The organism is Pseudomonas sp. F-14 TE3623, from assembly GCF_053629015.1.
Map to the genome: position 1 here is coordinate 673,936 of NZ_JBRJHM010000001.1, position 21,951 is coordinate 695,886.

The window sequence follows — 21,951 nt, forward strand, 5'->3', positions numbered from 1 at the left end:
TAATGTTCGAACCTGTGGTCGCCTTCCTCATCACCTCCATGGCCCGAACCGTTACTGGCGCCCGCAGCCTGTGGATGGGTTGCGCGCCGGAACCCGTGCAGCGCATTTATTTTGCCAACCACAGCAGCCACGGCGACTTCGTGCTGCTCTGGGCCTCGCTCCCTTCCACCCTGCGCAAACTTACGCGACCGGTGGCCGGCAGCGACTATTGGAACAAGAGCGCGTTACGCCGTTACATCATCAGCCGGGTGTTCAACGGCGTGCTGATCGACCGCGAGCGCAAGGACCCTGTGGATAACCCATTACAGCCCATGCTCGACGCCCTGGAGAACGGTGATTCGTTGATCATCTTTCCCGAAGGCACGCGCAATCTGGAAGAGGGTTTGCTGCCGTTCAAAAGCGGCCTGTACCACTTGGCAAAAAGTTACCCACAGGCTCAGGTGATTCCGGTGTGGATCGCCAACCTCAACCGGGTCATGCCCAAGGGCCGAGTGCTGCCACTGCCGCTGCTGTGTACCACCAGTTTCGGCGCGCCCCTGCAACTGACTGAAGACGAGAGCAAGGAGCAGTTCCTTTCACGCAGCCGCGACGCACTGCTGGCCCTCGCCCCGGAGCATTCCTGACATGGATAGACAAACCCTGATGCTGTTCGGCGGGATAGGCATGATCCTGGTGCTGGCCTCACTGATTGGCCTGATCCTCAAACTGCGCACCCGGGGCACGCCCAATGCAGTCATCGAAAACCTCAACGCCCGCATCAATGCCTGGTGGGTGATGGTGGTGGTGATCGGCGTCGCCTTTTGGCTAGGCACCGGCGCGGTGATTCTGTTGTTCTACGCGGTATCGTTCTATGCGCTACGCGAATTCCTCACCCTCATGCCCACCCGACGCAGCGACTACCCGGCGCTGGTGGCAGCGTTTTACCTGGCATTGCCGCTGCAATATCTGCTGATCTATTCTGATTGGTACGGACTGTTCTCGATCTTTATTCCGGTGTACGTGTTTTTGCTGCTGCCGATCCTTGCGTCTCTCGGCGGCGACAGCACGCACTTCCTCGAGCGGGCGTCGAAAGTGCAATGGGGTTTGATGATCGCGGTGTTCTGCGTGTCGTTCGTGCCCGCCCTGCTGACCCTGGACATCGTCGGTTATGAAGGCCGCAACCTGCTGCTGATCGCGTATCTGGTGATCGTGGTGCAGCTGTCGGACGTGCTGCAGTACGTATGCGGCAAATTGTTCGGCAAACACAAAATCGCGCCCAGTCTGTCACCGTCGAAAACCGTTGAAGGCTTTGTCGGCGGCGTTTTGCTGTCCTCGCTGATTGGCGCGGCCTTGTGGTGGACCACACCGTTCAGCCCGTGGCAGTCGTTCTTGATTGCGCTGCTGATCAACCTGCTGGGGTTTGCCGGCGGCATCGTGATGTCGGCAATCAAGCGTGATCGCGGCGTGAAGGATTGGGGGCACATGATCGAAGGCCACGGCGGGATGCTGGATCGACTGGATTCAGTGTGTTTTGCGGCACCGATCTTCTTTCATCTTGTGCGGTATTGGTGGACTTGAAATAGCTGACCTTTTTTTAAAAAAAAAAGACCGCAGCCAAAGCTGCGGTCTTTTCATTCATTTCATTGCTTGTGGATAACTTATTCCACAGTCACCGACTTCGCCAAGTTACGCGGCTGGTCAACGTCAGTGCCTTTCAGCACGGCGACGTAGTACGAGAGCAGCTGCAGCGGGATGGTGTAGAGGATCGGCGACAGGATGTCGTGGATGTGCGGCATCTGGACGACATGAGTGCCTTCGCCATTGGTCATGCCGGCCTGCTCGTCGGCGAAGACGATCAACTCACCACCACGGGCGCGGACTTCCTGGAGGTTGGACTTCAGCTTCTCCAGCAACTCGTTGTTCGGCGCCACAGTGACCACCGGCATGTCGTTATCCACAAGCGCCAACGGGCCATGTTTCAGTTCGCCGGCCGGATAGGCTTCAGCGTGGATGTAGGAGATTTCCTTGAGCTTGAGGGCCCCTTCCATCGCCACCGGGAATTGCGCGCCGCGACCGAGGAACAGCGTGTGGTTCTTCTCGGCGAACAGCTCGGCGATTTTCTCCACGGTGCTGTCCATGGCCAGGGCTTCGCCCAAGCGGGTCGGCAGGCGACGCAGCTCTTCGACCAGTGTGGCTTCGACACCTTCAGCCAACGTACCGCGAACCTGACCCAGAGACAGGGTCAGCAACAGCAGGCCAACCAGTTGAGTGGTGAAGGCTTTGGTCGAGGCTACACCGATTTCGCGACCGGCCTGGGTCAGCAGCGTCAAGTCCGATTCACGCACCAGAGAGCTGATGCCGACGTTGCAGATTGCCAGGCTGGCGAGGAATCCCAGCTCCTTGGCATTGCGCAGCGCGGCCAGAGTGTCGGCGGTTTCACCTGACTGGGAGATGCTCACAAACAGGGTATTCGGCTGCACCACTACCTTGCGATAACGGAATTCGCTGGCGACTTCGACCTGACATGGGATGCCAGCCAGTTCTTCGAGCCAGTAACGGGCAACCATGCCGGCGTGATAGCTGGTGCCGCAGGCGACGATCTGTACATTGCGCACCTTGGCGAACAGCTCGGCAGCTCCTGGGCCGAACGCCTCGACCAGCACCTGGTTCTGACTCAGGCGACCTTCAAGGGTGCGCTGCACCACGGCCGGTTGCTCGTGAATTTCCTTGAGCATGTAATGGCGGAATTCGCCCTTGTCAGCCGCTTCGGCCCCGTCACGGTACTGAACGCTTTCACGCTCGACGAGTGCGCCGTTGATGTCCCAGATCTGCACGCTGTCGCGGCGAATTTCGGCGATATCGCCTTCTTCCAGGTACATGAAGCGGTCAGTGACCTGGCGCAGAGCCAATTGATCGGAGGCCAGGAAGTTTTCACCCAGGCCCAAACCGATCACCAGTGGGCTGCCACTGCGGGCCGCCACCAGGCGATCCGGTTGCCGGGCACTGATCACCGCCAAGCCGTAAGCACCGTGCAGTTCTTTGACGGTCGCTTTCAGGGCCGCAGCCAGGTCAGGCTGCTCATTGAGTTTTTCGTGCAGCAAATGCGCGATGACTTCAGTGTCAGTGTCCGACGTGAACACGTGACCCAGAGCCTTGAGTTGCTCGCGCAGGGCTTCATGGTTCTCGATGATGCCGTTGTGCACCACCGCCAGATCGCCCGAAAAATGCGGGTGGGCGTTGCGTTCGCAGGGCGCGCCGTGAGTCGCCCAGCGGGTGTGGGCAATGCCCAGACGGCCGACCAGAGGCTCTTCGATCAGCGCCTGTTCCAGTTCGCTGACCTTGCCCGGACGACGCGTGCGCAAGAGTTTCTCGTCGTTGGTGTACACCGCCACACCGGCGCTGTCATAACCACGGTATTCCAGCCGCTTGAGGCCTTCGAGCAGGATGGCGGTAATGTTACGTTCTGCGACTGCACCGACAATTCCACACATGCTAGTTCTCCTGACTGACGGCGGCGCAAATCAAATTAATGCCGCGGGCCTGAATCTGATCGCGTGCCTCCAGTGGCAGGCGATCATCGGTGATGAGGGTATGGACGCTGCTCCACGGCAGCTCCAGATTGGGAATTTTGCGACCGATCTTGTCGGCCTCGACCATCACAATCACTTCGCGGGCAACCTCGGCCATGACACGGCTCAAGCCCAGCAATTCATTGAAGGTGGTGGTCCCGCGTACCAGATCAATGCCATCGGCACCGATAAATAGCTGATCAAAGTCATATGAGCGTAGTACTTGCTCGGCCACCTGACCCTGGAAGGACTCGGAATGCGGATCCCAGGTACCCCCGGTCATGAGCAGCACCGGCTCATGCTCGAGTTCGCTCAAAGCGTTGGCGACATACAGGGAGTTAGTCATCACCACCAGACCCGGTTGCTGACCGAGTTCCGGGATCATCGCGGCGGTGGTACTGCCGCTGTCGATGATGATTCGCGCATGCTCGCGGATTCGCGTGACGGCGGCGCGGGCAATGGCCTGCTTGTATTTGGAAACCGGTTGGCCGAGATCGGCGACCAGCTCCTGAGGCATGGTGACCGCCCCCCCATAGCGACGCAGCAATAGGCCGTTGCTTTCAAGCGCCGCCAAGTCCTTGCGAATCGTAACTTCCGAGGTTTCGAAGCGCTTGGCCAGCTCATCCACACTGACTTCCCCCTGCTCATTGAGCAAGGCGAGGATGTTGTGGCGGCGTTGGGGCGTATTGCGCTTCGACATGGCTTGGTAAGTTTCGATTCGAAAGATAACGTAAGCAATCAAAACCTATTAACGAAACTTCGTCAAGCGGGACACAATAAAAATGATCTGTGGATAAAAAGCATCGCGGGCAAGCCTCGCTCCTACGGACGGTGATATTCCGTAGGAGCGAGAGGTGCGGCGATCCGACTTGCCCGCGAAAGCGATCTCATGAGCGCCACATCATGCGCTGTGGATAACTCAGCTCTTCTTGATCTTATCCGGCCGTTTCCAGCCATCGATGTTCTTCTGCCGAGCCCGACCCACAGCCAACTGAGCCTTATCCACATTCTGGGTAATGGTCGAACCGGCCGCTGTAGTCGCACCCGCTGAGATATCCACAGGCGCTACCAACGAGTTGTTGGAACCGATGAATACATCTTCGCCCAACACGGTTTTCCACTTGTTCGCGCCATCGTAGTTACAGGTGATGGTGCCTGCGCCGATGTTGGTACGCGCACCGATCTCGGCGTCGCCCAAATACGTCAAGTGACCGGCCTTGGCGCCCTCGCCCATATGGGCGTTCTTCAGCTCAACGAAGTTACCCACATGCGCGCGAGCTTCCAGCACCGTGCCGGGACGCAAACGAGCGAACGGGCCGGCATCGCTGCCTTCACCGAGTATCGCGCCTTCGATATGGCTGTTGGCCTTGATCACCACACCTTTGTGCAGGGTGCTGTCCTTGATCACGCAGTTCGGGCCGATCACTACATCGTCCTCGATGACCACTTTGCCTTCGAGGATCACGTTGATGTCGATCAGCACATCGCGGCCGATGGTGACCTCACCACGCACATCGAAACGTGCCGGGTCGCGCAGGGTCACGCCCTGAGCCATCAAACGACGAGCAGCGCGCAGCTGATAGTGACGCTCAAGCTCGGCCAGTTGCTTGCGATCGTTGGCGCCCTGCACTTCCATGGTGTCATGGGGGTGTTCGGTAGCCACCACCAGACCATCACTGACCGCCATGGCGATCACGTCGGTCAGGTAGTACTCGCCTTGGGAATTGTTATTGGAGAGACGACTCACCCAATCGCCCAGACGTTCGAAAGGTAGCGCCAGAATGCCGGTATTGCCCTCAGTGATCGCACGCTCGACGTCGTTGGTGTCTTTATGCTCGACGATGGCGGTAACTTTGCCGGCGGCATCGCGGACGATGCGGCCATAACCAGTCGGGTCATCCAGCTCAACGGTCAACAGGCCCAGTTGCTGCGGTGCAGCCAGCTTGAGCAAGCGTTGCAGGGTTTCGACTTCGATCAACGGTACGTCGCCGTACAGAATCAGCACGGTGTCGGACTTAATGAACGGCACAGCCTGGGCCACCGCATGTCCGGTACCCAGCTGTTGATCCTGCAGGACGAAATTCAGGTCATCGGCCGCCAGACGCTCGCGCACCGCTTCGGCACCATGGCCGATCACCACATGGATACGTTGCGGATCAAGTTGCCGCGCCGTGTGGATAACATGGCCAAGCATTGAATTACCGGCAACCGGGTGCAGAACTTTCGGCAAAGCCGAACGCATGCGCGTGCCTTGGCCGGCAGCGAGGATAACGATTTCAAGAGACATGACAGGCTACTAATCCTGGGAGGTCAGCGGCTGCGACCGGGTGATGAAAGTCAGAAAAGAAAAAAGGGTAGCCGAGGCTACCCTTTTTAATCAATCACACAATAAGTCGACGGCCGAATTAATGGCCGAACTTCTTGCGGATCTGCTGGACGGTGCGCAGCTGAGCTGCAGCCTCGGCCAGACGTGCGGCAGCAGAACCGTAATCGAATTCCGCGCCTCGCTCATGCAAGGCCTTCTCGGCAGCCTTAACGGCTTCCTGAGCGGAGGCTTCGTCCAGGTCGGCAGCACGTTGCACAGTGTCGGCAAGAACCTTGACCATGTTCGGCTGAACCTCGAGGAAACCGCCGGAGATGTAATACACCTCCTCTTCCCCGCCCTGCTTGATCAAGCGGATAGGACCCGGCTTGAGATTAGTGATCAGCGGCGCGTGACCCAAGGCGATACCAAGATCACCCAGTGCACCGTGCGCAACCACCATCTCGACCAGGCCGGAAAAGATTTCCCCTTCCGCGCTGACGATATCGCAATGGACTGTCATAGCCATCTGATTGCCTCAACCTAAATTAGCGCCCGTTGCCGGGCGCCGGGATTACAGTTTCTTGGCTTTCTCGATCGCTTCTTCGATGCCGCCGACCATGTAGAACGCTTGTTCTGGCAGGTGGTCGTAGTCACCGTTGAGGATGCCTTTGAAGCCAGCAATGGTGTCTTTCAGGGAAACGTATTTACCCGAAGCACCGGTGAAGACTTCAGCCACGAAGAACGGCTGCGACAAGAAACGCTGGATCTTACGAGCACGGTTTACCAACTGCTTGTCGGCTTCCGACAGCTCGTCCATACCCAGGATCGCAATGATGTCCTTCAGTTCTTTGTAACGCTGCAGAACATACTGTACGCCGCGAGCGGTGTCGTAGTGGTCCTGGCCGATTACGTTCGGGTCCAGCTGGCGCGAAGTCGAGTCGAGTGGATCGACCGCCGGGTAGATACCCAGGGAAGCGATGTCACGGGACAGAACGACGGTGGCGTCCAAGTGGGCGAAGGTGGTCGCTGGCGACGGGTCAGTCAAGTCATCCGCAGGTACGTATACCGCTTGGATCGAAGTGATCGAACCTTCCTTGGTCGAAGTGATACGTTCTTGCAGAACGCCCATCTCTTCAGCCAGGGTCGGCTGGTAACCTACTGCCGAAGGCATACGGCCCAGCAGTGCGGATACTTCAGTACCGGCCAGGGTGTAACGATAGATGTTGTCGACGAACAGCAGAACGTCGTTACCTTCGTCACGGAACTTCTCGGCCATGGTCAGACCGGTCAGTGCTACGCGCAGACGGTTACCCGGCGGCTCGTTCATCTGACCGTAAACCAGTGCCACTTTGTCCAGAACGTTGGAATCCTTCATCTCGTGGTAGAAGTCGTTACCCTCACGAGTACGCTCACCCACACCGGCGAACACGGAATAACCGCTGTGCTCGATGGCGATGTTACGGATCAGTTCCATCATGTTTACGGTTTTGCCTACACCGGCACCACCGAACAGACCGACTTTACCACCCTTGGCGAACGGGCAAACCAGGTCGATAACCTTGATGCCGGTTTCCAGCAGGTCGTTGCCGCCCGCTTGTTCAGCGAAGGATGGCGCAGGACGGTGAATGCCCCAGCGCTCTTCGGTGTCGATCGGGCCAGCTTCGTCAATCGGGTTACCCAGAACGTCCATGATCCGGCCCAGGGTCGCTTTACCGACTGGTACGGAGATGGCTGCGCCGGAGTCGATGACGTCCAGACCGCGCTTCAAGCCTTCGGTGGAACCCATCGCAATGGTACGAACCACGCCGTCGCCCAGCTGCTGCTGAACTTCCAGGGTGGTCCCGGCCGCGCTTTGAACTGTCAGCGCGTTGTAGATGCTCGGTACGCTGTCGCGTGGAAATTCCACGTCGATAACGGCGCCGATGATTTGAACGATACGTCCGCTACTCATAGCTGGATCCTCTGAATATTTGAACCGTTAAACCGCGGCAGCGCCGCCGACGATTTCCGAGATCTCTTGGGTGATCGCAGCCTGACGCGCCTTGTTGTAGACCAGCTGCAAATCGCTGATCAAATCACCGGCGTTGTCGGTAGCGTTCTTCATCGCGATCATCCGCGCAGCTTGTTCAGCCGCGTTGTTCTCGACCACCGCCTGGTAGACCTGCGACTCCACGTAGCGGACCATCAAGCCGTCAAGCAGCTCTTTGGCGTCCGGTTCGTACAGATAATCCCAGTGGTGCTTGAGTTCTTGATCTGCGGTTGCCACCAGTGGAATCAACTGCTCCACGGTAGGCTGTTGCGTCATGGTGTTGATGAACTTGTTGGACACCACGGACAAGCGGTCAATACGGCCGTCCAGGTAGGCATCCAGCATCACCTTGACGCTGCCGATCAAATCATTGATCGACGGCTCTTCACCCAGGTGGCTGATAGCTGCAACGACGTTACCGCCGAAGTTGCGGAAGAAAGCCGCACCCTTGCTACCCACTACACACAGATCAATCTCGACGCCGTTTTCGCGGTTTACCGCCATGTCCTTGACCAGGGCCTTGAACAGGTTGGTGTTCAAGCCACCACACAGACCACGGTCACTGCTCACCACAACGTAACCGACGCGCTTTACTTCACGGTCAATCATGAATGGGTGGCGATATTCCGGGTTGGCGTTGGCCAAATGGCCAATAACCTGGCGGATGCGCTCCGCGTAAGGACGGCTAGCAGCCATGCGCATTTGTGCCTTGCGCATTTTGCTGACCGCCACTTTTTCCATGGCGCTGGTAATCTTTTGCGTGCTTTTGATGCTCGCAATCTTACTGCGAATCTCTTTTGCGCCTGCCATGTAACACCTATCAGGTTAGCAAGCGGGAGCCTTGCGGCTCCCGCTGCGGCTTACCAGGTTTGGGTGGCCTTGAACTTCTCGATACCGGCTTTCATGCCAGCGTCGATTTCGTCATTGAAGTCACCCTTCACGTTGATCTTCGCCATCAAATCGGCGTGATCGCGGTTGAAGAAAGCAATCAGCGCTTGTTCAAAGCTACCGATCTTGGCGATTTCGACGTCAGTCAGGAACCCACGCTCAGCGGCATACAGCGACAGCGCCATGTCAGCGATCGACATTGGTGCGTATTGCTTCTGCTTCATCAGCTCGGTAACGCGCTGACCATGCTCAAGTTGCTTACGGGTCGCTTCGTCCAGGTCAGAAGCGAACTGGGCGAATGCCGCCAGTTCACGGTACTGAGCCAGAGCGGTACGGATACCACCGGAGAGCTTCTTGATGATCTTGGTCTGAGCGGCACCACCCACACGGGATACCGAAACACCGGCGTTCACAGCAGGACGGATCCCGGAGTTGAACATGGCCGATTCCAGGAAGATCTGACCGTCGGTGATGGAAATCACGTTGGTCGGAACGAACGCGGAAACGTCGCCAGCCTGGGTTTCGATGATCGGCAGTGCGGTCAGGGAACCGGTTTTGCCGGTTACTGCGCCGTTGGTGAACTTCTCTACGTATTCTTCCGAAACGCGGGATGCGCGCTCCAGCAGACGGGAGTGGAGATAGAACACGTCGCCTGGGTAAGCTTCACGGCCTGGTGGACGGCGCAGCAGCAGGGAAATCTGGCGGTAAGCCACTGCTTGCTTGGACAGATCGTCATAAACGATCAGCGCGTCTTCACCGCGGTCGCGGAAGAATTCACCCATGGTGCAACCGGAGTACGGTGCCAGGAATTGCAGCGCAGGAGATTCCGAAGCACTGGCAGCCACGATGATCGTGTTGGCCAGAGCGTCGTTTTCTTCCAGCTTGCGAACCACGTTGGCGATGGTCGATTGCTTCTGACCGATCGCTACGTAGACGCAGAAAATGCCGCTGTCTTTCTGGTTGATGATCGCGTCGATCGCCAGAGCGGTTTTACCGATCTGACGGTCACCGATGATCAGCTCACGCTGGCCACGGCCGACCGGGATCATGGCATCGACAGCCTTGTAGCCAGTCTGTACAGGCTGGTCTACCGACTTACGCCAGATCACGCCTGGAGCAACTTTCTCGACCGCGTCGGTCTGTGTGTTGCCCAGTGGACCTTTGCCGTCAACAGGGTTACCCAGTGCGTCGACTACGCGACCCAGCAGTTCCTTACCAACCGGAACTTCGAGGATGCGGCCAGTGCACTTGGCGCTCATGCCTTCAGCCAGAGACTGGTAAGCGCCCAATACAACGGCACCTACAGAGTCTTGCTCCAGGTTGAGAGCCATACCGAAGACGCCGCCCGGAAACTCGATCATCTCGCCGTACATTACGTCGGCCAGACCGTGAATCCGCACGATACCGTCAGATACGCTGACGACAGTGCCTTCGTTACGGGCTTGGGAGGTCACATCGAGCTTGTCGATGCGGCCCTTGATAATTTCACTTATTTCGGAAGGATTGAGTTGCTGCATTGCTCTGCTGCCCCTTCAAACTCAAGATTTCAATGCTTCGGCAAGATTCGCGAGTTTGCCGCGAATCGAGCCATCGATTACCAGGTCGCCGGCGCGAATGATGACACCACCAATCAGGGCGGCATCCTCCGCAACTTGCAGGCGCACTTCCCGGTTGAGTCGTGCACTGAGAACCTTGGCGAGTTTGTCTTGCTGTTCTTGGTTCAATGCAAAAGCACTGGTCACTTCAACGTCTACCGACTTCTCTTGTTCAGCCTTGTACAGGTCGAACAGAGCGGCGATCTCCGGCAACAGCGGGAGACGGTCGTTTTCGGCAACGACGTTAATGAAGTTCTGTGCCTTGGCATCAAACTTGTCGCCGCACACGTCAATAAACGTGGCGGCCTTGTTTGCGCTCGTCAGTCGCGGGGCCTTGAGCACGCGCTGCATGGTGTCGTCTTGCGACACTGCTGCAGCCAGGCCGAGCATGGCTGACCAAGAGGCCAGTTGCTGGTGGGCCTGGGCGTGCTCGAAGGCTGCCTTAGCGTAAGGTCGGGCCAACGTGGTCAATTCTGCCATGATCGCCCTCGCTTAAATTTCAGCAGCCAGTTTGTTTACCAGCTCCGCGTGCGCGTTTTGATCGATTGTGGCACCCAGGATCTTCTCGGCGCCGCCGACAGCCAGTGCACCCAGTTGGGCACGCAGCACGTCTTTGACACTGTTCAGTTCCTGCTCGATCTCGGCCTGAGCCTGAACCTTCACACGGTCAGCGTCGATACGGGCTTTTTCAACAGCCTCTTCAACGATCTGGTTACCGCGTTTCTTGGCTTGCTCAATGATTTCGGCTGCCTGAGCTTTCGCTTCGCGCAGTTGCTGACCCACTTTCTCATGGGCCAACTCCAGGTCGCGAGCTGCTCGGCTGGCAGCGTCCAGTCCATCCGCGATCTTCTTCTGACGTTCATGCAAAGCCGCGATGACCGGAGGCCATACGAACTTCATGCAAAAAAGTACAAAAATTAAGAACGCAACGGACTGGCCAATCAGGGTTGCATTAATGTTCACGCCAACACCTCGCTCGTTCGTTGCACAACACACTAATCACTCGACGATTCGAGTGATTAGCCAGCGAGTTGACCAACAAATGGGTTCGCGAAGGTGAAGAACAGAGCGATACCAACACCGATCATGGTTACGGCGTCGAGCAGACCGGCAACGATGAACATTTTAACTTGCAGCATTGGAACCATTTCTGGCTGACGCGCGGCGCCTTCCAGGAACTTGCCGCCCAACAGGCCGAAACCAATTGCGGTACCCAGTGCGCCCAGGCCGATCAACAGTGCAACAGCGATAGCGGTTAGACCAACTACAGTTTCCATCTTTCCTCCCGACTTTTACGTCGTATGGTTTAGGTTTTTTAGATTTTAAAGCGGTAAAACAAATCGTTTCATAGCCCTGTTCGGGCCCCCACCCGTGTTACCGGGTGGGACATCAGACTAGTCGAGACTGGTCTTAATGGTTCTCTTCGTGCGCCATCGACAGGTAAACGATGGTCAGCATCATGAAGATAAACGCCTGCAGGGTGATGATCAGGATGTGGAACACAGCCCACGCCCACTGCAGAACTACGCCCAGGCCGCTAAGCCAGAGCAGACCGCTGCCGAACATCACAGCAATCAGAATGAAGACCAGTTCGCCGGCATACATGTTGCCGAACAGACGCAGTGCCAACGAGATTGGCTTGGCAATCAGTGTCACGAACTCAAGCAGGAAGTTCACCGGAATCAGCAGGGCTTGAACGAAGATGTTCTTGCTGCCGAACGGGTGCAGGGTCAGTTCGCCGATGAAGCCGCCGATGCCCTTGACCTTGATGCTGTAGAAAATGATCAACGCGAATACCGACAGGGCCATGCCCAGGGTAGCGTTCGGGTCAGTAGTCGATACGGCGCGGAACGGAATGTGCGCGTCGCCGGAGATCAACATGGCCACTTGAGGAATCCAGTCAACCGGAATCAGGTCGACGGCGTTCATCAGGAAGACCCAGACGAAGATGGTCAGCGCCAGCGGTGCAATCACCGGGCTACGGCCATGGAAGCTGTCTTTCACGCTGCCATCGACGAATTCGACCAATACTTCAACGAAGTTCTGCAAAGCACCAGGCTGACCGGAAGTCGCCTTCTTTGCCGCCATGCGGAAAAGAAGAACGAAAATCAGACCCAACGCGACCGACCAGCCGAGAGTATCGACGTGGAAAGCCCAGAAGCCCATTTCTTTGGCTTCTGCTGCGGTGTGGGCAAAACCCCACCCGCCAGTTGGGTGCTGACCGAAGGTCAGGTTCTGCAAGTGGTGCTGGATATAGCCCGAAGCGGTTGTCTCTGCCATGGTTGCCTCAAACGCCCTAAGGTCTCGAAAGTCTTGTTCTCATTAGCAGGGGAGCGAACCAGCTAACCAGTTGGGTCAGCACGAAGACGCCGAATAATGCTAACGGCGCCAATGGCTTCACACCTGCAAACGTCAATGCAAACAGCACTGCCGTCAAAATCAGTTTGCCCGCCTCGCCGGCATAAAAAGACCGGACGATGGCTTGAGCTGCTCGAGCGCCGGAAAACCGAAATGCCCTGTGAGCGAAATAAATATTGGGAAGCAAGGCTATCAGGCCTCCGCAGAGTCCTGAGTACCCGGCAACGACTCCATGCCATTGCCAGAGCGCCAAAGCGGCAATCAGCAAAACGACAAATTGAGCCATTAACACCGGAAAAACTGCCAGGCGATGGAACGGCAAGCGGTCTGGCGTGCGGTTTTCCATCTCTTTTGCTCCCCAATGGTCGGCTGCCAGAATTCAATAACTTGGCATAATTTGTGCCGACAAAATGCGCGCAGAGTATAGGGGCGGTTCTGCCCCTATTCAACTGTCAGGTAGTGATTTCCGACTTCACGCTACATGAGGAATTGTTTCAGCGGATGTGTGCAAGCACACCTTGAAGCTCATCAAGAGAGTTGTAGCCGATCACCAGCTGCCCCTTACCCTTCTTTCCGTGGCGGATCTGCACCGCAGAGCCTAGGCGCTCGGCCAGGCGCTGCTCGAGTCGGGCGATATCCGGGTCCGGTTTTGCAGGCTCCACAGGTTCCGGTTTGCCACTCAACCACTGGCGAACCAGTGCTTCAGTCTGGCGCACAGTCAGCCCCCGTGCGACAACGTGTCGCGCCCCTTCAACTTGTTGATTTTCCGGCAAACCGAGCAACGCACGGGCATGACCCATTTCCAGGTCGCCGTGAGACAGCATGGTTTTGATGACTTCCGGCAGCGCAATCAGACGCAACAGGTTAGCCACGGTGACGCGGGACTTACCCACAGCCTCGGCCACTTGTTGCTGAGTCAGTTGGAATTCCTGCTGCAAACGCTGCAAGGCCACCGCTTCTTCGATCGGATTGAGGTCTTCGCGCTGGATGTTCTCGATCAGCGCCATGGCGATGGCGGTTTCATCCGGCACATCGCGAACCATCGCCGGGATGGTTTCCTGGCCAGCCTGCTGGCTCGCACGCCAGCGACGTTCGCCGGCGATGATTTCGAAGCGCCCGCTGCCGATCGGGCGAACCACGATCGGCTGCATCACGCCCTGGGCCTTGATCGACTGCGCCAGCTCCTCCAGCGCTTGAGGATCCATGTCCCGACGCGGCTGGTACTTGCCACGCTGGATCAGGTCCAGGGGCAGGTGCTGCAGCTCACGCTGATCGGCTTGTACCGCTTGCTCTTCCAGCGAGCTGACAGTCGGACCACTCAGCAGTGCATCCAGTCCACGTCCGAGACCTCGTTTCTTGACGGCCATGGGGATTCCTTAAGTTGCCTGAGCAGCGGCGGTGCGTGAGTTTTTGCGCTGACGGCGAACCATCTCGCCAGCCAATGCCAGATAGGCAATCGCGCCCCGCGATGATTTGTCGTACGCCAGCGCCGGCATGCCATAGCTTGGCGCTTCGGCCAGGCGGATGTTGCGTGGAATCACAGTGTCGTAGAGCTGATCGCCGAAGTGTTCCTTGAGCTGCGCCGATACGTCGTTCATCAGGCTCAGGCGCGGGTCGTACATGGTCCGCAACAGGCCTTCGACTTTCAGGTTCGGGTTCAGCAATTCAGCGATGCGCTTGATGTTATCCACAAGGTCGCTCAGCCCTTCGAGCGCGAAGTACTCGCACTGCATGGGGATAATCACCCCGTCGGCGGCAACCAGCGCGTTGAGCGTCAACATCGACAGCGACGGCGGGCAGTCGATCAAAATGTAATCGTAGTTTTCACGGATCGGCGCCAACGCGCTGCGCAGACGACTTTCCTTCATCTGCATTTCCAGCAGAACGACTTCGGCCGCGGTCAGGTCGCGGTTGGCCGGCAGCAATTGATAACCGCCGTGCTCGGAATAGTGCATGGCTTGGGCCAGATCGCATTCACCGATCAGCAGGTCGTAGACCGAGTTTTCCAGGCCGTGTTTATCCACACCGCTACCCATGGTGGCGTTGCCCTGTGGATCGAGATCGATCAACAGCACCCGACGCTTGGTAGCGACCAGGGAAGCTGCGAGGTTGATGCAGGTGGTGGTCTTGCCCACACCACCCTTTTGGTTCGCTATCGCGAATACCTTAGCCATTCTTGCTTGTGTTCCCAATCATGCCGTGCGGCGCAGTATCAGCAGATGGCGTTGGCCTTGGCAACCGGGTACGGCCAGGGCGTGTTCGCTATCGAGGTGGAAGTCTGCCGGCAATGCTACCAGCTCATCGGCGGGATGAACGCCCTTCATTGCCAGCCAACGTGTTTCGGCGTCGCCCAAATGGCGAGTCCAGTTGCTGAAGTTCTCCATGCTGCTGAACGCACGGGAAATGATCCCGTTGAATGGCAGCTCAGGCTGGAAGGCTTCGACGCGACTGTGGATAACTTGCAGGTTATCCAGTTTGAGTTCGAGTTTGACCTGGGTCAGGAAGCGGGTTTTCTTGCCGTTGCTGTCCAGGCAGGTCACTTGCGACTCGGGAAACAGGATCGCCAGCGGAATCCCTGGCATGCCGCCGCCACTGCCTACATCCAACCAACGGCCGTTTTCGATGAAGGACATAACACTCAGGCTGTCGAGCAAATGCCGTGAAACCATTTCGTCCGGATCACGCACTGCCGTGAGGTTGTAGGCCTTGTTCCATTTTATCAACAGGGCCAGATAACCCAGCAGCTGTGCATGCTGGGCTTCCGTCAGGTTGACACCGAGCTGGCGAGCACCTGTGGATAACTCTTCGGCGTGTTGCGAGGTGACCAACGAACTCAAGCGCTTTGCTCCAACTGACGGCCCGCGCCGCGTTTTTTCAAATGAATCATCAACAGCGAAATCGCTGCCGGGGTCACGCCCGGAATACGCGACGCCTGGCCCAGGGTCTCTGGACGGGTCGCGCCGAGCTTGCTCTGGATCTCTTTCGAGAGACCGGAGATGTTCGTGTAATCGATATCCACAGGCAGTTTGGTGTCTTCGCTGGCCCGCAGACGCGCGATTTCATCCTGTTGACGATCGATGTAACCGGCGTATTTGGTCTTGATTTCGACCTGCTCGGCGACCTGTGGATCTTCTGCGCCCCCACCGGTCACAGCGATCAGACCAGCGTAGTCGATTTCCGGACGGCTCAGCAGGTTAAGCAAATTGTATTCGTGGGTCAGCGGCGTACCGAATTTCTCGGAAATCGCATCGCCCTGCTCGGTGCCTGGGCGAACCCAAGTACTTTTCAGGCGTTGCTCTTCCAGGTCGATGCTCTCGCGTTTCTTGCAGAACGCTGCCCAACGCACGTCATCCACCAGACCCAATTCGCGACCTTTTTCGGTCAAGCGCAGGTCGGCGTTGTCTTCGCGCAGGATTAAACGGTATTCGGCGCGGGACGTGAACATCCGATACGGTTCCTGAGTACCCAGGGTAATCAGGTCGTCGACCAAAACGCCGATGTACGCCTCGTCGCGACGCGGGCACCAGGCATCTTTGCCCTGAGCACGCAGTGCGGCGTTGGCTCCGGCCAGCAAACCCTGGGCGCCGGCTTCTTCGTAACCGGTGGTGCCGTTGATTTGCCCGGCGAAGAACAAACCGCCGATCACTTTGGTTTCCAGGCTGTACTTCAGGTCACGCGGGTCGAAGTAGTCGTACTCGATGGCGTAGCCAGGCCGAACAATGTGCGCGTTTTCCATGCCGCGGATCGATTGCACGATCTGCAGCTGCACGTCGAACGGCAAGGATGTGGATATCCCGTTCGGGTACAGCTCGTGGGTGGTCAGACCTTCCGGCTCGATGAACACCTGGTGGCTTTCCTTGTCGGCAAAGCGGTGGATCTTGTCTTCGATCGATGGGCAATAACGCGGGCCGATACCTTCGATCACACCGGAATACATCGGCGAACGATCAAGGTTCGAAGCAATGATTTCGTGGGTACGGGCGTTGGTGTGGGTAATCCAGCAGCTGACCTGTTTCGGATGCTGCTCTTTGGAGCCCATGAACGACATCACCGGAATCGGCGTATCCCCTGCCTGCTCGGTCATCACCGAAAAATCCACAGTGCGACCGTCGATACGCGGCGGTGTACCGGTTTTCAGGCGACCGACACGCAATGGCAGTTCACGCAGACGATGAGCCAGCGCAATCGATGGCGGATCACCGGCGCGACCGCCGGAATAATTCTGCATGCCGATGTGGATAAGTCCACCGAGGAAGGTGCCAGTGGTCAACACCACGGAATCTGCGAAGAAACGCAGGCCCATTTGGGTGACAACACCGCGCACTTGTTCCTGCTCGACGATCAGGTCGTCAGCAGCCTGTTGAAATATCCACAGGTTCGGCTGGTTTTCCAAAGCTTCGCGGACAGCGGCCTTGTACAGAACCCGATCTGCCTGAGCGCGGGTTGCGCGCACGGCTGGGCCTTTGCGGCTGTTCAATACGCGAAACTGAATACCGCCTTTATCGGTAGCCATGGCCATCGCGCCGCCCAGGGCATCGATTTCTTTAACCAAATGGCTTTTGCCGATCCCGCCAATGGCTGGGTTGCAACTCATGGCACCGAGGGTTTCCACGTTATGCGTCAGCAATAGGGTTTTTGCCCCCATACGTGCTGACGCCAGTGCTGCCTCGGTACCGGCATGACCGCCGCCGATGACGATCACTTCAAAACGGGAAGGGAAATCCACCACGCACCTCGTGCCTGCTTCAGTCAGGTAATCCGGAAATAGTTTGAGCTCAGGTTTTTGGACCTGGTCGGCAAGTATAGGGACTTCGCCCTTCCTAAAGAACCCTTTGCACAAAATTTAACCAGCTGTGGAGAAGTCGAGGTTATAGAAATTAAAAAGAGAGAAATTTATTAAATCTTTGTTTTTATGTTTATTTCTACTAAGCCACCTTTCTGTGGATAGATTGATACAGCCCTTTATTTTCAATATGTACAGAGATTCAAAACCCTGTGGTCATGTACCAAGGAGGCCCTTGGATAACCGGTGTAAGCCTGTGGATGAAAGGGGTGGTTATCCACAGAGGTGGTTATCTTCAGTTTTGAGGCCTTGTTATCAACTGCCCTTAGCGGCACTTATTCACAGGGCTTAATCCACAGAAAAGCCGCCGAATGAGCAAATCCCGGGCAAGGGAAATCCGCTCAAGCGAAGAATCTGCTCGGCACTGGGGAAAAAAATCAGAAAAGGAGAGAACAGACAGGCCTGAATGGCCTGTCTGTGAACTGCAGAAGGGACTATTTACCGATACAGAAGCTGGAAAAGATCCTTCCCAGTAGATCATCGGAGCTGAATGCGCCGGTGATTTCGCCCAAAGACTGCTGCGCCTGCCGCAAATCTTCGGCCAATAGTTCACCAGCACCCGCTAACGTCAGCTGCGCACGGCCATGCTCAAGGGACGCACTCGCATGACGCAATGCTTCCAGGTGACGCCTGCGAGCACTGAAGCTGCTTTCGGAGGTCTGCTCGTAACCCATGCAGGCCTTGAGATGTTCGCGCAACAGTTCCAGTCCCATGTCGGCGGATTTGGCACTGAGGCTGATTGTGACATGGCCATCGTCACTGACCTCCAGGGCAATCGCTTCGCCCGTCAGGTCAGCTTTGTTACGGATCAGCGTAACTTTTGCCGGATCAGGGCGGATTTCGAGGAATTCAGGCCACAAGGCAAATGGATCAAGGGCCTCGGGAGCCGTGGCATCAACCACCAGCAGTACCCGATCAGCCTCGCCGATGGCTTTCAATGCCCGTTCGACGCCAATTTTTTCCACCTGATCATCGGTATCCCGCAAGCCGGCAGTATCGACCACGTGTAACGGCATGCCATCGATGTGGATATGTTCGCGAAGAATGTCTCGGGTAGTGCCGGCAATCTCGGTCACGATCGCAGCTTCACGTCCAGCCAAGGCATTCAGAAGGCTGGACTTGCCGGCATTCGGCCGGCCGGCGATGACCACGGTCATGCCGTCGCGTAGCAAGGCTCCTTGCCCGGCTTCACGCATCACTGTGGATAATTCGTCGCGCACTTTGTCGAGCATGCTCAGGACGTGGCCGTCGGCGAGGAAGTCGATTTCTTCTTCGGGAAAGTCGATGGCTGCCTCGACGTAAATGCGCAGGCCTATCAGTTGCTCGGTGAGGTTATGCACACGCTGGGAAAACGCACCCTGCAACGAACGCAGGGCATTTCGTGCCGCCTGTGCAGAACTTGCCTCGATCAAGTCGGCAATGGCTTCGGCCTGAGCAAGATCGAGTTTGTCGTTGAGGAAGGCGCGCTCGCTGAATTCACCCGGCCGGGCCAGACGACAGCCCAGTTCAAGGCAACGCTTGAGCAGCATATCCAGAACGATCGGCCCGCCGTGGCCCTGCAGCTCAAGCACATCTTCGCCGGTGAACGAGTTCGGTCCCGGGAAATATAGGGCGATGCCCTCGTCCAGCACCTCTTCGTTTGCACTGAGGAACGGGCCGTAATGGGCAAACCGCGGTTTCAGTTCGCGACCGCTGATGGCTTTGGCCGCCAGACTCGCCAGCGGCCCGGAAATACGGACAATGCCCACACCGCCGCGACCTTGAGCGGTGGCGACGGCAGCGATGGTTTCACGAGGAACGCTCATAAACCGGTATCCAGACAAAAGTGACAGATAGCAAAACGCCCCACTAGGGGGCGTTTTGAGTGGTTATCCACAGAGTAAGTTACGCCTCGGCTTTTTTGGTAGCCGCTTCGATCTTACGCGTGATGTACCACTGTTGGGCGATGGACAACACGTTGTTCACAACCCAGTACAGAACCAGACCTGCAGGGAACCACAAGAAGAAGAAGGTGAAGATGATTGGCATCATTTTCATGACCTTCGCCTGCATCGGATCCGGAGGAGTCGGGTTCAACTGCTGCTGGATGAACATGGTTACGCCCATGATGATCGGCAGAATGAAGAACGGATCCTTGATCGACAGGTCAGTAATCCACAGCATGAACGGCGCCTGGCGCATTTCCACGCTTTCCAGCAGAACCCAATACAGCGAAAGGAAAACCGGCATCTGCACCAGGATTGGCAAGCAGCCACCCAGTGGATTGATCTTCTCTTTCTTGTACAGCTCCATCATGGCTTGCGACATTTTCTGCCGGTCGTCGCCATGTTGCTCTTTCAGCGCGGCCAGTTTCGGTGCCACTGCACGCATGCGCGCCATGGATTTGTAGCTGGCAGCCGACAGCGGGAAGAAAATCCCCTTGATCAGCATGGTCAGGAAGATGATCGACCAGCCCCAGTTACCGACCAGCGCGTGGATATGTTGCAGCAACCAGAAGATTGGCTGGGCGATGAACCACAGAATGCCGTAGTCGACGGTCAATTCCAGTCCTGGGGACAACTCTTTCAGCACAGCCTGGCTTTTCGGGCCTGCGTACAGAACGGCGCTTGTTTCAGCTTTCGCACCTGGCGCAACAGTCATTGCCGGGGCGGTGTAGCCGATGATGTAGTTGCCTTTGCTGTCTTTACGGGTCTGGACGGTGTTGTTTTCGCCCTTGACCGGAATCCACGCAGTCACGAAGTAGTGTTGCAACCAGGCAACCCAACCACCGGTGACGGTTTCTTTCAGCTGAGCCTTGTCCATGTCGCTCATCGACACTTTCTTGTACGGCTCGTTACTTGTCCACAGGGCGGCGCCGAGGTAAGTCGCGGTACCGGTGGCGGTGCTGGAAGAAGGATCGGAGCTGGCATCACGCTTCAGTTGCGCGAACATTGCACCGGACCAGGGCTGAGCGCTCTGGTTGTCGATCAGGTAGGAAACGGTTACGTCATACAGGCCACGTTTCAGTGTGAAACGCTTGATGTAGTTGACGCCGTCCTTGCTGAACTTCAGGTCCGCGACCAATTGGTCTTGACCGTCGGCCAGTTGATAAATCTTCTTCTCGGAGGAGTAAACCGGACGACCGGCAGGACTTGCGTCCGGACCGTTGGTGCCGATCAGGCCGCTCTGAGCCAGATAAGTCCGCTCGTTGCCGTTATCGAACAACTGGAATGGAATTTCCGGATGGTCCTGGCGACGCGGATATAGCGGCAACGTCAACTGGGCAACATCGCCACCTTGTGGATCGATGGCCAGGTTGAGTACATCCGTTTTGATCTGGATGAGGTCTTTGCTTGCAGCTACTGGTGTTTCAGCAGGTGCAGTTGCACTGGTATCGCTTGCGGCGCGTGGAATGTCGTCACTGACAGAAGCATTATTGCCAGTCGCCGTATCCGGTAGGCCCGGTGCGGTAGTACTGGAAGCAACATTCTGAGTCGGCAGGGCAGCCTGGCCATAGTCCTGGTTCCATTTAAGGACCATAACGTAGGACACGATTGCCAGGGCGACGATCAGGATCGTGCGTTTGATATCCATGATTACTCGGCCATCGAAGAAGAACGGGAGGTAGGGATAGATGGAACCGGGTCATAACCACCGGGATTCCACGGATGACAGCGACCTAAACGACGAAAGGTCAGCCAGCCACCGCGCAGAAGGCCATGATTTTCTATGGCTTCATACGCGTAGCAGGAACAACTGGGGTAGAAACGACAGTGACTGGCCATCAGGGGACTGATGGCATAGCGATAAAACTGGATCGGAACGAGTGCCAGTTTACGCATCGGGACTGTCTACCCCTACAGTTTCGGTTTTGACTGCTGGTACCGGCTTGCTGCGTGCCAGACGTTTCCAGAGTTTGTCGAAATGCTGAATCAATTCGGGGCTTTCTACGTCACCCAAACCTTTGCGCGCGACGATAACAATGTCCCAACCGACCAGTAAATCCTGGTTCAGGCGAAACGATTCGCGCATCAGACGTTTGAGGCGATTGCGCTCGACGGAGAGCTTTACGCTCTTTTTCCCGATAACCAGCCCGAGACGGGGGTGATCAAGATCGTTGTTGCGCGCAAGGAGCAGGAGATTTTTCCCCGGAACCTTGCCGGTAGGGGAGTCAAAGACTGCCTTGAAATGCCGGGGAGTAAGCAGACGCTTTTCCCGACTGAAGTCCTGACTCACCTCCAGTGCCGGATTATCAAACTGCCAGACGCGCACGACCTTTGGCGCGACGACGCGACAGGACGGCACGACCGTTTTTGGTAGCCATGCGAGCACGGAAACCGTGGGTACGAGCGCGTTTGATAGTGCTTGGTTGGAAAGTACGTTTCATTGTCGTGTTACCTGGTTCG

General features: G+C 57.0%; 23 protein-coding genes. 2 read left to right on the forward strand and 21 right to left on the reverse strand.

The genetic code is table 11. The annotated features are described in order from the left end of the window. The first annotated feature begins 2 nt into the window (after nt 1-2). Both AB7M29_RS03105 and AB7M29_RS03110 read left to right on the forward strand, forming a co-directional pair. Nucleotides 3-623 (forward strand): lysophospholipid acyltransferase family protein, encoded by a 621-nt coding sequence (locus AB7M29_RS03105; protein WP_454246309.1) that lies wholly within the window; start codon nt 3-5, stop codon nt 621-623. 1 nt (nt 624) lies between these two features. Next, nucleotides 625-1,557, forward strand: a complete 933-nt coding sequence (locus AB7M29_RS03110) for a phosphatidate cytidylyltransferase (protein ID WP_201061092.1) — start codon at nt 625-627, stop codon at nt 1,555-1,557. Nucleotides 1,558-1,637: 80 nt separating this feature from the next. Here the strand turns inward: AB7M29_RS03110 and glmS are convergent, their stop codons facing one another. From glmS to rpmH, 21 genes are all read right to left on the reverse strand, one after another. Then, on the reverse strand, nt 1,638-3,470 hold the full coding sequence (gene glmS / locus AB7M29_RS03115) for a glutamine--fructose-6-phosphate transaminase (isomerizing) (RefSeq protein ID WP_217856985.1): 1,833 nt from the start codon (nt 3,468-3,470) through the stop codon (nt 1,638-1,640). A 1-nt stretch (nt 3,471) separates the two neighbouring features. Next, complete coding sequence (locus tag AB7M29_RS03120; RefSeq protein WP_217856986.1) at nt 3,472-4,248, reverse strand: DeoR/GlpR family DNA-binding transcription regulator; 777 nt, start codon at nt 4,246-4,248, stop codon at nt 3,472-3,474. A gap of 219 nt (nt 4,249-4,467) precedes the next feature. Next, entirely contained in the window at nt 4,468-5,835 is a 1,368-nt protein-coding gene (glmU, locus tag AB7M29_RS03125) for a bifunctional UDP-N-acetylglucosamine diphosphorylase/glucosamine-1-phosphate N-acetyltransferase GlmU (protein ID WP_454246310.1), read from the reverse strand. A gap of 118 nt (nt 5,836-5,953) precedes the next feature. After that, complete coding sequence (locus tag AB7M29_RS03130; protein ID WP_010465460.1) at nt 5,954-6,379, reverse strand: F0F1 ATP synthase subunit epsilon; 426 nt, start codon at nt 6,377-6,379, stop codon at nt 5,954-5,956. Nucleotides 6,380-6,424: 45 nt separating this feature from the next. Continuing rightward, nucleotides 6,425-7,804, reverse strand: a complete 1,380-nt coding sequence (atpD, locus tag AB7M29_RS03135; RefSeq protein ID WP_038980433.1) for a F0F1 ATP synthase subunit beta — start codon at nt 7,802-7,804, stop codon at nt 6,425-6,427. A 27-nt stretch (nt 7,805-7,831) separates the two neighbouring features. Beyond that, nucleotides 7,832-8,692 (reverse strand): F0F1 ATP synthase subunit gamma, encoded by an 861-nt coding sequence (gene atpG / locus AB7M29_RS03140; RefSeq protein WP_052966018.1) that lies wholly within the window; start codon nt 8,690-8,692, stop codon nt 7,832-7,834. Nucleotides 8,693-8,742: 50 nt separating this feature from the next. Then, entirely contained in the window at nt 8,743-10,287 is a 1,545-nt protein-coding gene (gene atpA, locus AB7M29_RS03145) for a F0F1 ATP synthase subunit alpha (RefSeq protein WP_454246311.1), read from the reverse strand. Between the two features lie 21 nt (nt 10,288-10,308). Next, the gene (locus tag AB7M29_RS03150) at nt 10,309-10,845 is read right to left on the reverse strand and encodes a F0F1 ATP synthase subunit delta (RefSeq protein WP_027926211.1); all 537 of its coding nucleotides are present in this window, start codon (nt 10,843-10,845) and stop codon (nt 10,309-10,311) included. A gap of 12 nt (nt 10,846-10,857) precedes the next feature. After that, on the reverse strand, nt 10,858-11,328 hold the full coding sequence (locus AB7M29_RS03155; RefSeq protein ID WP_052966016.1) for a F0F1 ATP synthase subunit B: 471 nt from the start codon (nt 11,326-11,328) through the stop codon (nt 10,858-10,860). A 56-nt stretch (nt 11,329-11,384) separates the two neighbouring features. Next, nucleotides 11,385-11,642: a F0F1 ATP synthase subunit C gene (gene atpE / locus AB7M29_RS03160; RefSeq protein WP_002555987.1), complete on the reverse strand. Its 258-nt coding sequence runs from the start codon at nt 11,640-11,642 to the stop codon at nt 11,385-11,387. A gap of 133 nt (nt 11,643-11,775) precedes the next feature. Continuing rightward, nucleotides 11,776-12,645, reverse strand: coding sequence for a F0F1 ATP synthase subunit A (gene atpB, locus AB7M29_RS03165; RefSeq protein ID WP_052966015.1), 870 nt, complete (start codon nt 12,643-12,645; stop codon nt 11,776-11,778). Between the two features lie 16 nt (nt 12,646-12,661). Further along, nucleotides 12,662-13,069 (reverse strand): F0F1 ATP synthase subunit I, encoded by a 408-nt coding sequence (locus AB7M29_RS03170; RefSeq protein ID WP_454246312.1) that lies wholly within the window; start codon nt 13,067-13,069, stop codon nt 12,662-12,664. A 148-nt stretch (nt 13,070-13,217) separates the two neighbouring features. Then, on the reverse strand, nt 13,218-14,090 hold the full coding sequence (locus AB7M29_RS03175) for a ParB/RepB/Spo0J family partition protein (protein ID WP_008007888.1): 873 nt from the start codon (nt 14,088-14,090) through the stop codon (nt 13,218-13,220). Between the two features lie 9 nt (nt 14,091-14,099). Continuing rightward, complete coding sequence (locus tag AB7M29_RS03180) at nt 14,100-14,897, reverse strand: ParA family protein (protein ID WP_007934331.1); 798 nt, start codon at nt 14,895-14,897, stop codon at nt 14,100-14,102. 18 nt (nt 14,898-14,915) lie between these two features. Next, entirely contained in the window at nt 14,916-15,560 is a 645-nt protein-coding gene (gene rsmG / locus AB7M29_RS03185) for a 16S rRNA (guanine(527)-N(7))-methyltransferase RsmG (RefSeq protein WP_038980416.1), read from the reverse strand. Beyond that, the gene (gene mnmG, locus AB7M29_RS03190) at nt 15,557-17,449 is read right to left on the reverse strand and encodes a tRNA uridine-5-carboxymethylaminomethyl(34) synthesis enzyme MnmG (RefSeq protein WP_008007892.1); all 1,893 of its coding nucleotides are present in this window, start codon (nt 17,447-17,449) and stop codon (nt 15,557-15,559) included. The genes rsmG and mnmG overlap by 4 nt, the downstream gene beginning before the upstream one ends. 551 nt (nt 17,450-18,000) lie before the next feature. Next, the gene (gene mnmE, locus AB7M29_RS03195; protein ID WP_454246313.1) at nt 18,001-19,371 is read right to left on the reverse strand and encodes a tRNA uridine-5-carboxymethylaminomethyl(34) synthesis GTPase MnmE; all 1,371 of its coding nucleotides are present in this window, start codon (nt 19,369-19,371) and stop codon (nt 18,001-18,003) included. A 79-nt stretch (nt 19,372-19,450) separates the two neighbouring features. After that, nucleotides 19,451-21,139 carry a membrane protein insertase YidC gene (yidC, locus tag AB7M29_RS03200; RefSeq protein WP_052966012.1) on the reverse strand — a complete coding sequence of 563 codons (1,689 nt, stop codon included), beginning with the start codon at nt 21,137-21,139 and terminating at the stop codon, nt 19,451-19,453. Nucleotides 21,140-21,141: 2 nt separating this feature from the next. Beyond that, complete coding sequence (gene yidD, locus AB7M29_RS03205) at nt 21,142-21,387, reverse strand: membrane protein insertion efficiency factor YidD (RefSeq protein ID WP_052966011.1); 246 nt, start codon at nt 21,385-21,387, stop codon at nt 21,142-21,144. Then, nucleotides 21,380-21,781, reverse strand: a complete 402-nt coding sequence (rnpA, locus tag AB7M29_RS03210; protein WP_038983561.1) for a ribonuclease P protein component — start codon at nt 21,779-21,781, stop codon at nt 21,380-21,382. Before rnpA ends, yidD begins: the two co-directional genes overlap by 8 nt. A gap of 16 nt (nt 21,782-21,797) precedes the next feature. Beyond that, a complete protein-coding gene (gene rpmH, locus AB7M29_RS03215) occupies nt 21,798-21,932 on the reverse strand; it encodes a 50S ribosomal protein L34 (protein WP_003213577.1) in 135 nt (44 codons plus the stop codon). Nucleotides 21,933-21,951 lie beyond the last annotated feature (19 nt).

What these genes read in the sequence shown, in the direction of transcription:
- AB7M29_RS03105 (WP_454246309.1), top strand. Translation starts at nt 3, where the DNA reads ATGTTCGAACCTGTGGTCGCCTTCCTCATCACCTCCATGGCCCGAACC.
- AB7M29_RS03110 (WP_201061092.1), top strand. Translation starts at nt 625, where the DNA reads ATGGATAGACAAACCCTGATGCTGTTCGGCGGGATAGGCATGATCCTG.
- glmS (WP_217856985.1), bottom strand. Translation starts at nt 3,470, where the DNA reads ATGTGTGGAATTGTCGGTGCAGTCGCAGAACGTAACATTACCGCCATC.
- AB7M29_RS03120 (WP_217856986.1), bottom strand. Translation starts at nt 4,248, where the DNA reads ATGTCGAAGCGCAATACGCCCCAACGCCGCCACAACATCCTCGCCTTG.
- glmU (WP_454246310.1), bottom strand. Translation starts at nt 5,835, where the DNA reads ATGTCTCTTGAAATCGTTATCCTCGCTGCCGGCCAAGGCACGCGCATG.
- AB7M29_RS03130 (WP_010465460.1), bottom strand. Translation starts at nt 6,379, where the DNA reads ATGGCTATGACAGTCCATTGCGATATCGTCAGCGCGGAAGGGGAAATC.
- atpD (WP_038980433.1), bottom strand. Translation starts at nt 7,804, where the DNA reads ATGAGTAGCGGACGTATCGTTCAAATCATCGGCGCCGTTATCGACGTG.
- atpG (WP_052966018.1), bottom strand. Translation starts at nt 8,692, where the DNA reads ATGGCAGGCGCAAAAGAGATTCGCAGTAAGATTGCGAGCATCAAAAGC.
- atpA (WP_454246311.1), bottom strand. Translation starts at nt 10,287, where the DNA reads ATGCAGCAACTCAATCCTTCCGAAATAAGTGAAATTATCAAGGGCCGC.
- AB7M29_RS03150 (WP_027926211.1), bottom strand. Translation starts at nt 10,845, where the DNA reads ATGGCAGAATTGACCACGTTGGCCCGACCTTACGCTAAGGCAGCCTTC.
- atpE (WP_002555987.1), bottom strand. Translation starts at nt 11,642, where the DNA reads ATGGAAACTGTAGTTGGTCTAACCGCTATCGCTGTTGCACTGTTGATC.
- atpB (WP_052966015.1), bottom strand. Translation starts at nt 12,645, where the DNA reads ATGGCAGAGACAACCGCTTCGGGCTATATCCAGCACCACTTGCAGAAC.
- AB7M29_RS03170 (WP_454246312.1), bottom strand. Translation starts at nt 13,069, where the DNA reads ATGGAAAACCGCACGCCAGACCGCTTGCCGTTCCATCGCCTGGCAGTT.
- AB7M29_RS03175 (WP_008007888.1), bottom strand. Translation starts at nt 14,090, where the DNA reads ATGGCCGTCAAGAAACGAGGTCTCGGACGTGGACTGGATGCACTGCTG.
- AB7M29_RS03180 (WP_007934331.1), bottom strand. Translation starts at nt 14,897, where the DNA reads ATGGCTAAGGTATTCGCGATAGCGAACCAAAAGGGTGGTGTGGGCAAG.
- mnmE (WP_454246313.1), bottom strand. Translation starts at nt 19,371, where the DNA reads ATGAGCGTTCCTCGTGAAACCATCGCTGCCGTCGCCACCGCTCAAGGT.
- yidC (WP_052966012.1), bottom strand. Translation starts at nt 21,139, where the DNA reads ATGGATATCAAACGCACGATCCTGATCGTCGCCCTGGCAATCGTGTCC.
- yidD (WP_052966011.1), bottom strand. Translation starts at nt 21,387, where the DNA reads ATGCGTAAACTGGCACTCGTTCCGATCCAGTTTTATCGCTATGCCATC.
- rpmH (WP_003213577.1), bottom strand. Translation starts at nt 21,932, where the DNA reads ATGAAACGTACTTTCCAACCAAGCACTATCAAACGCGCTCGTACCCAC.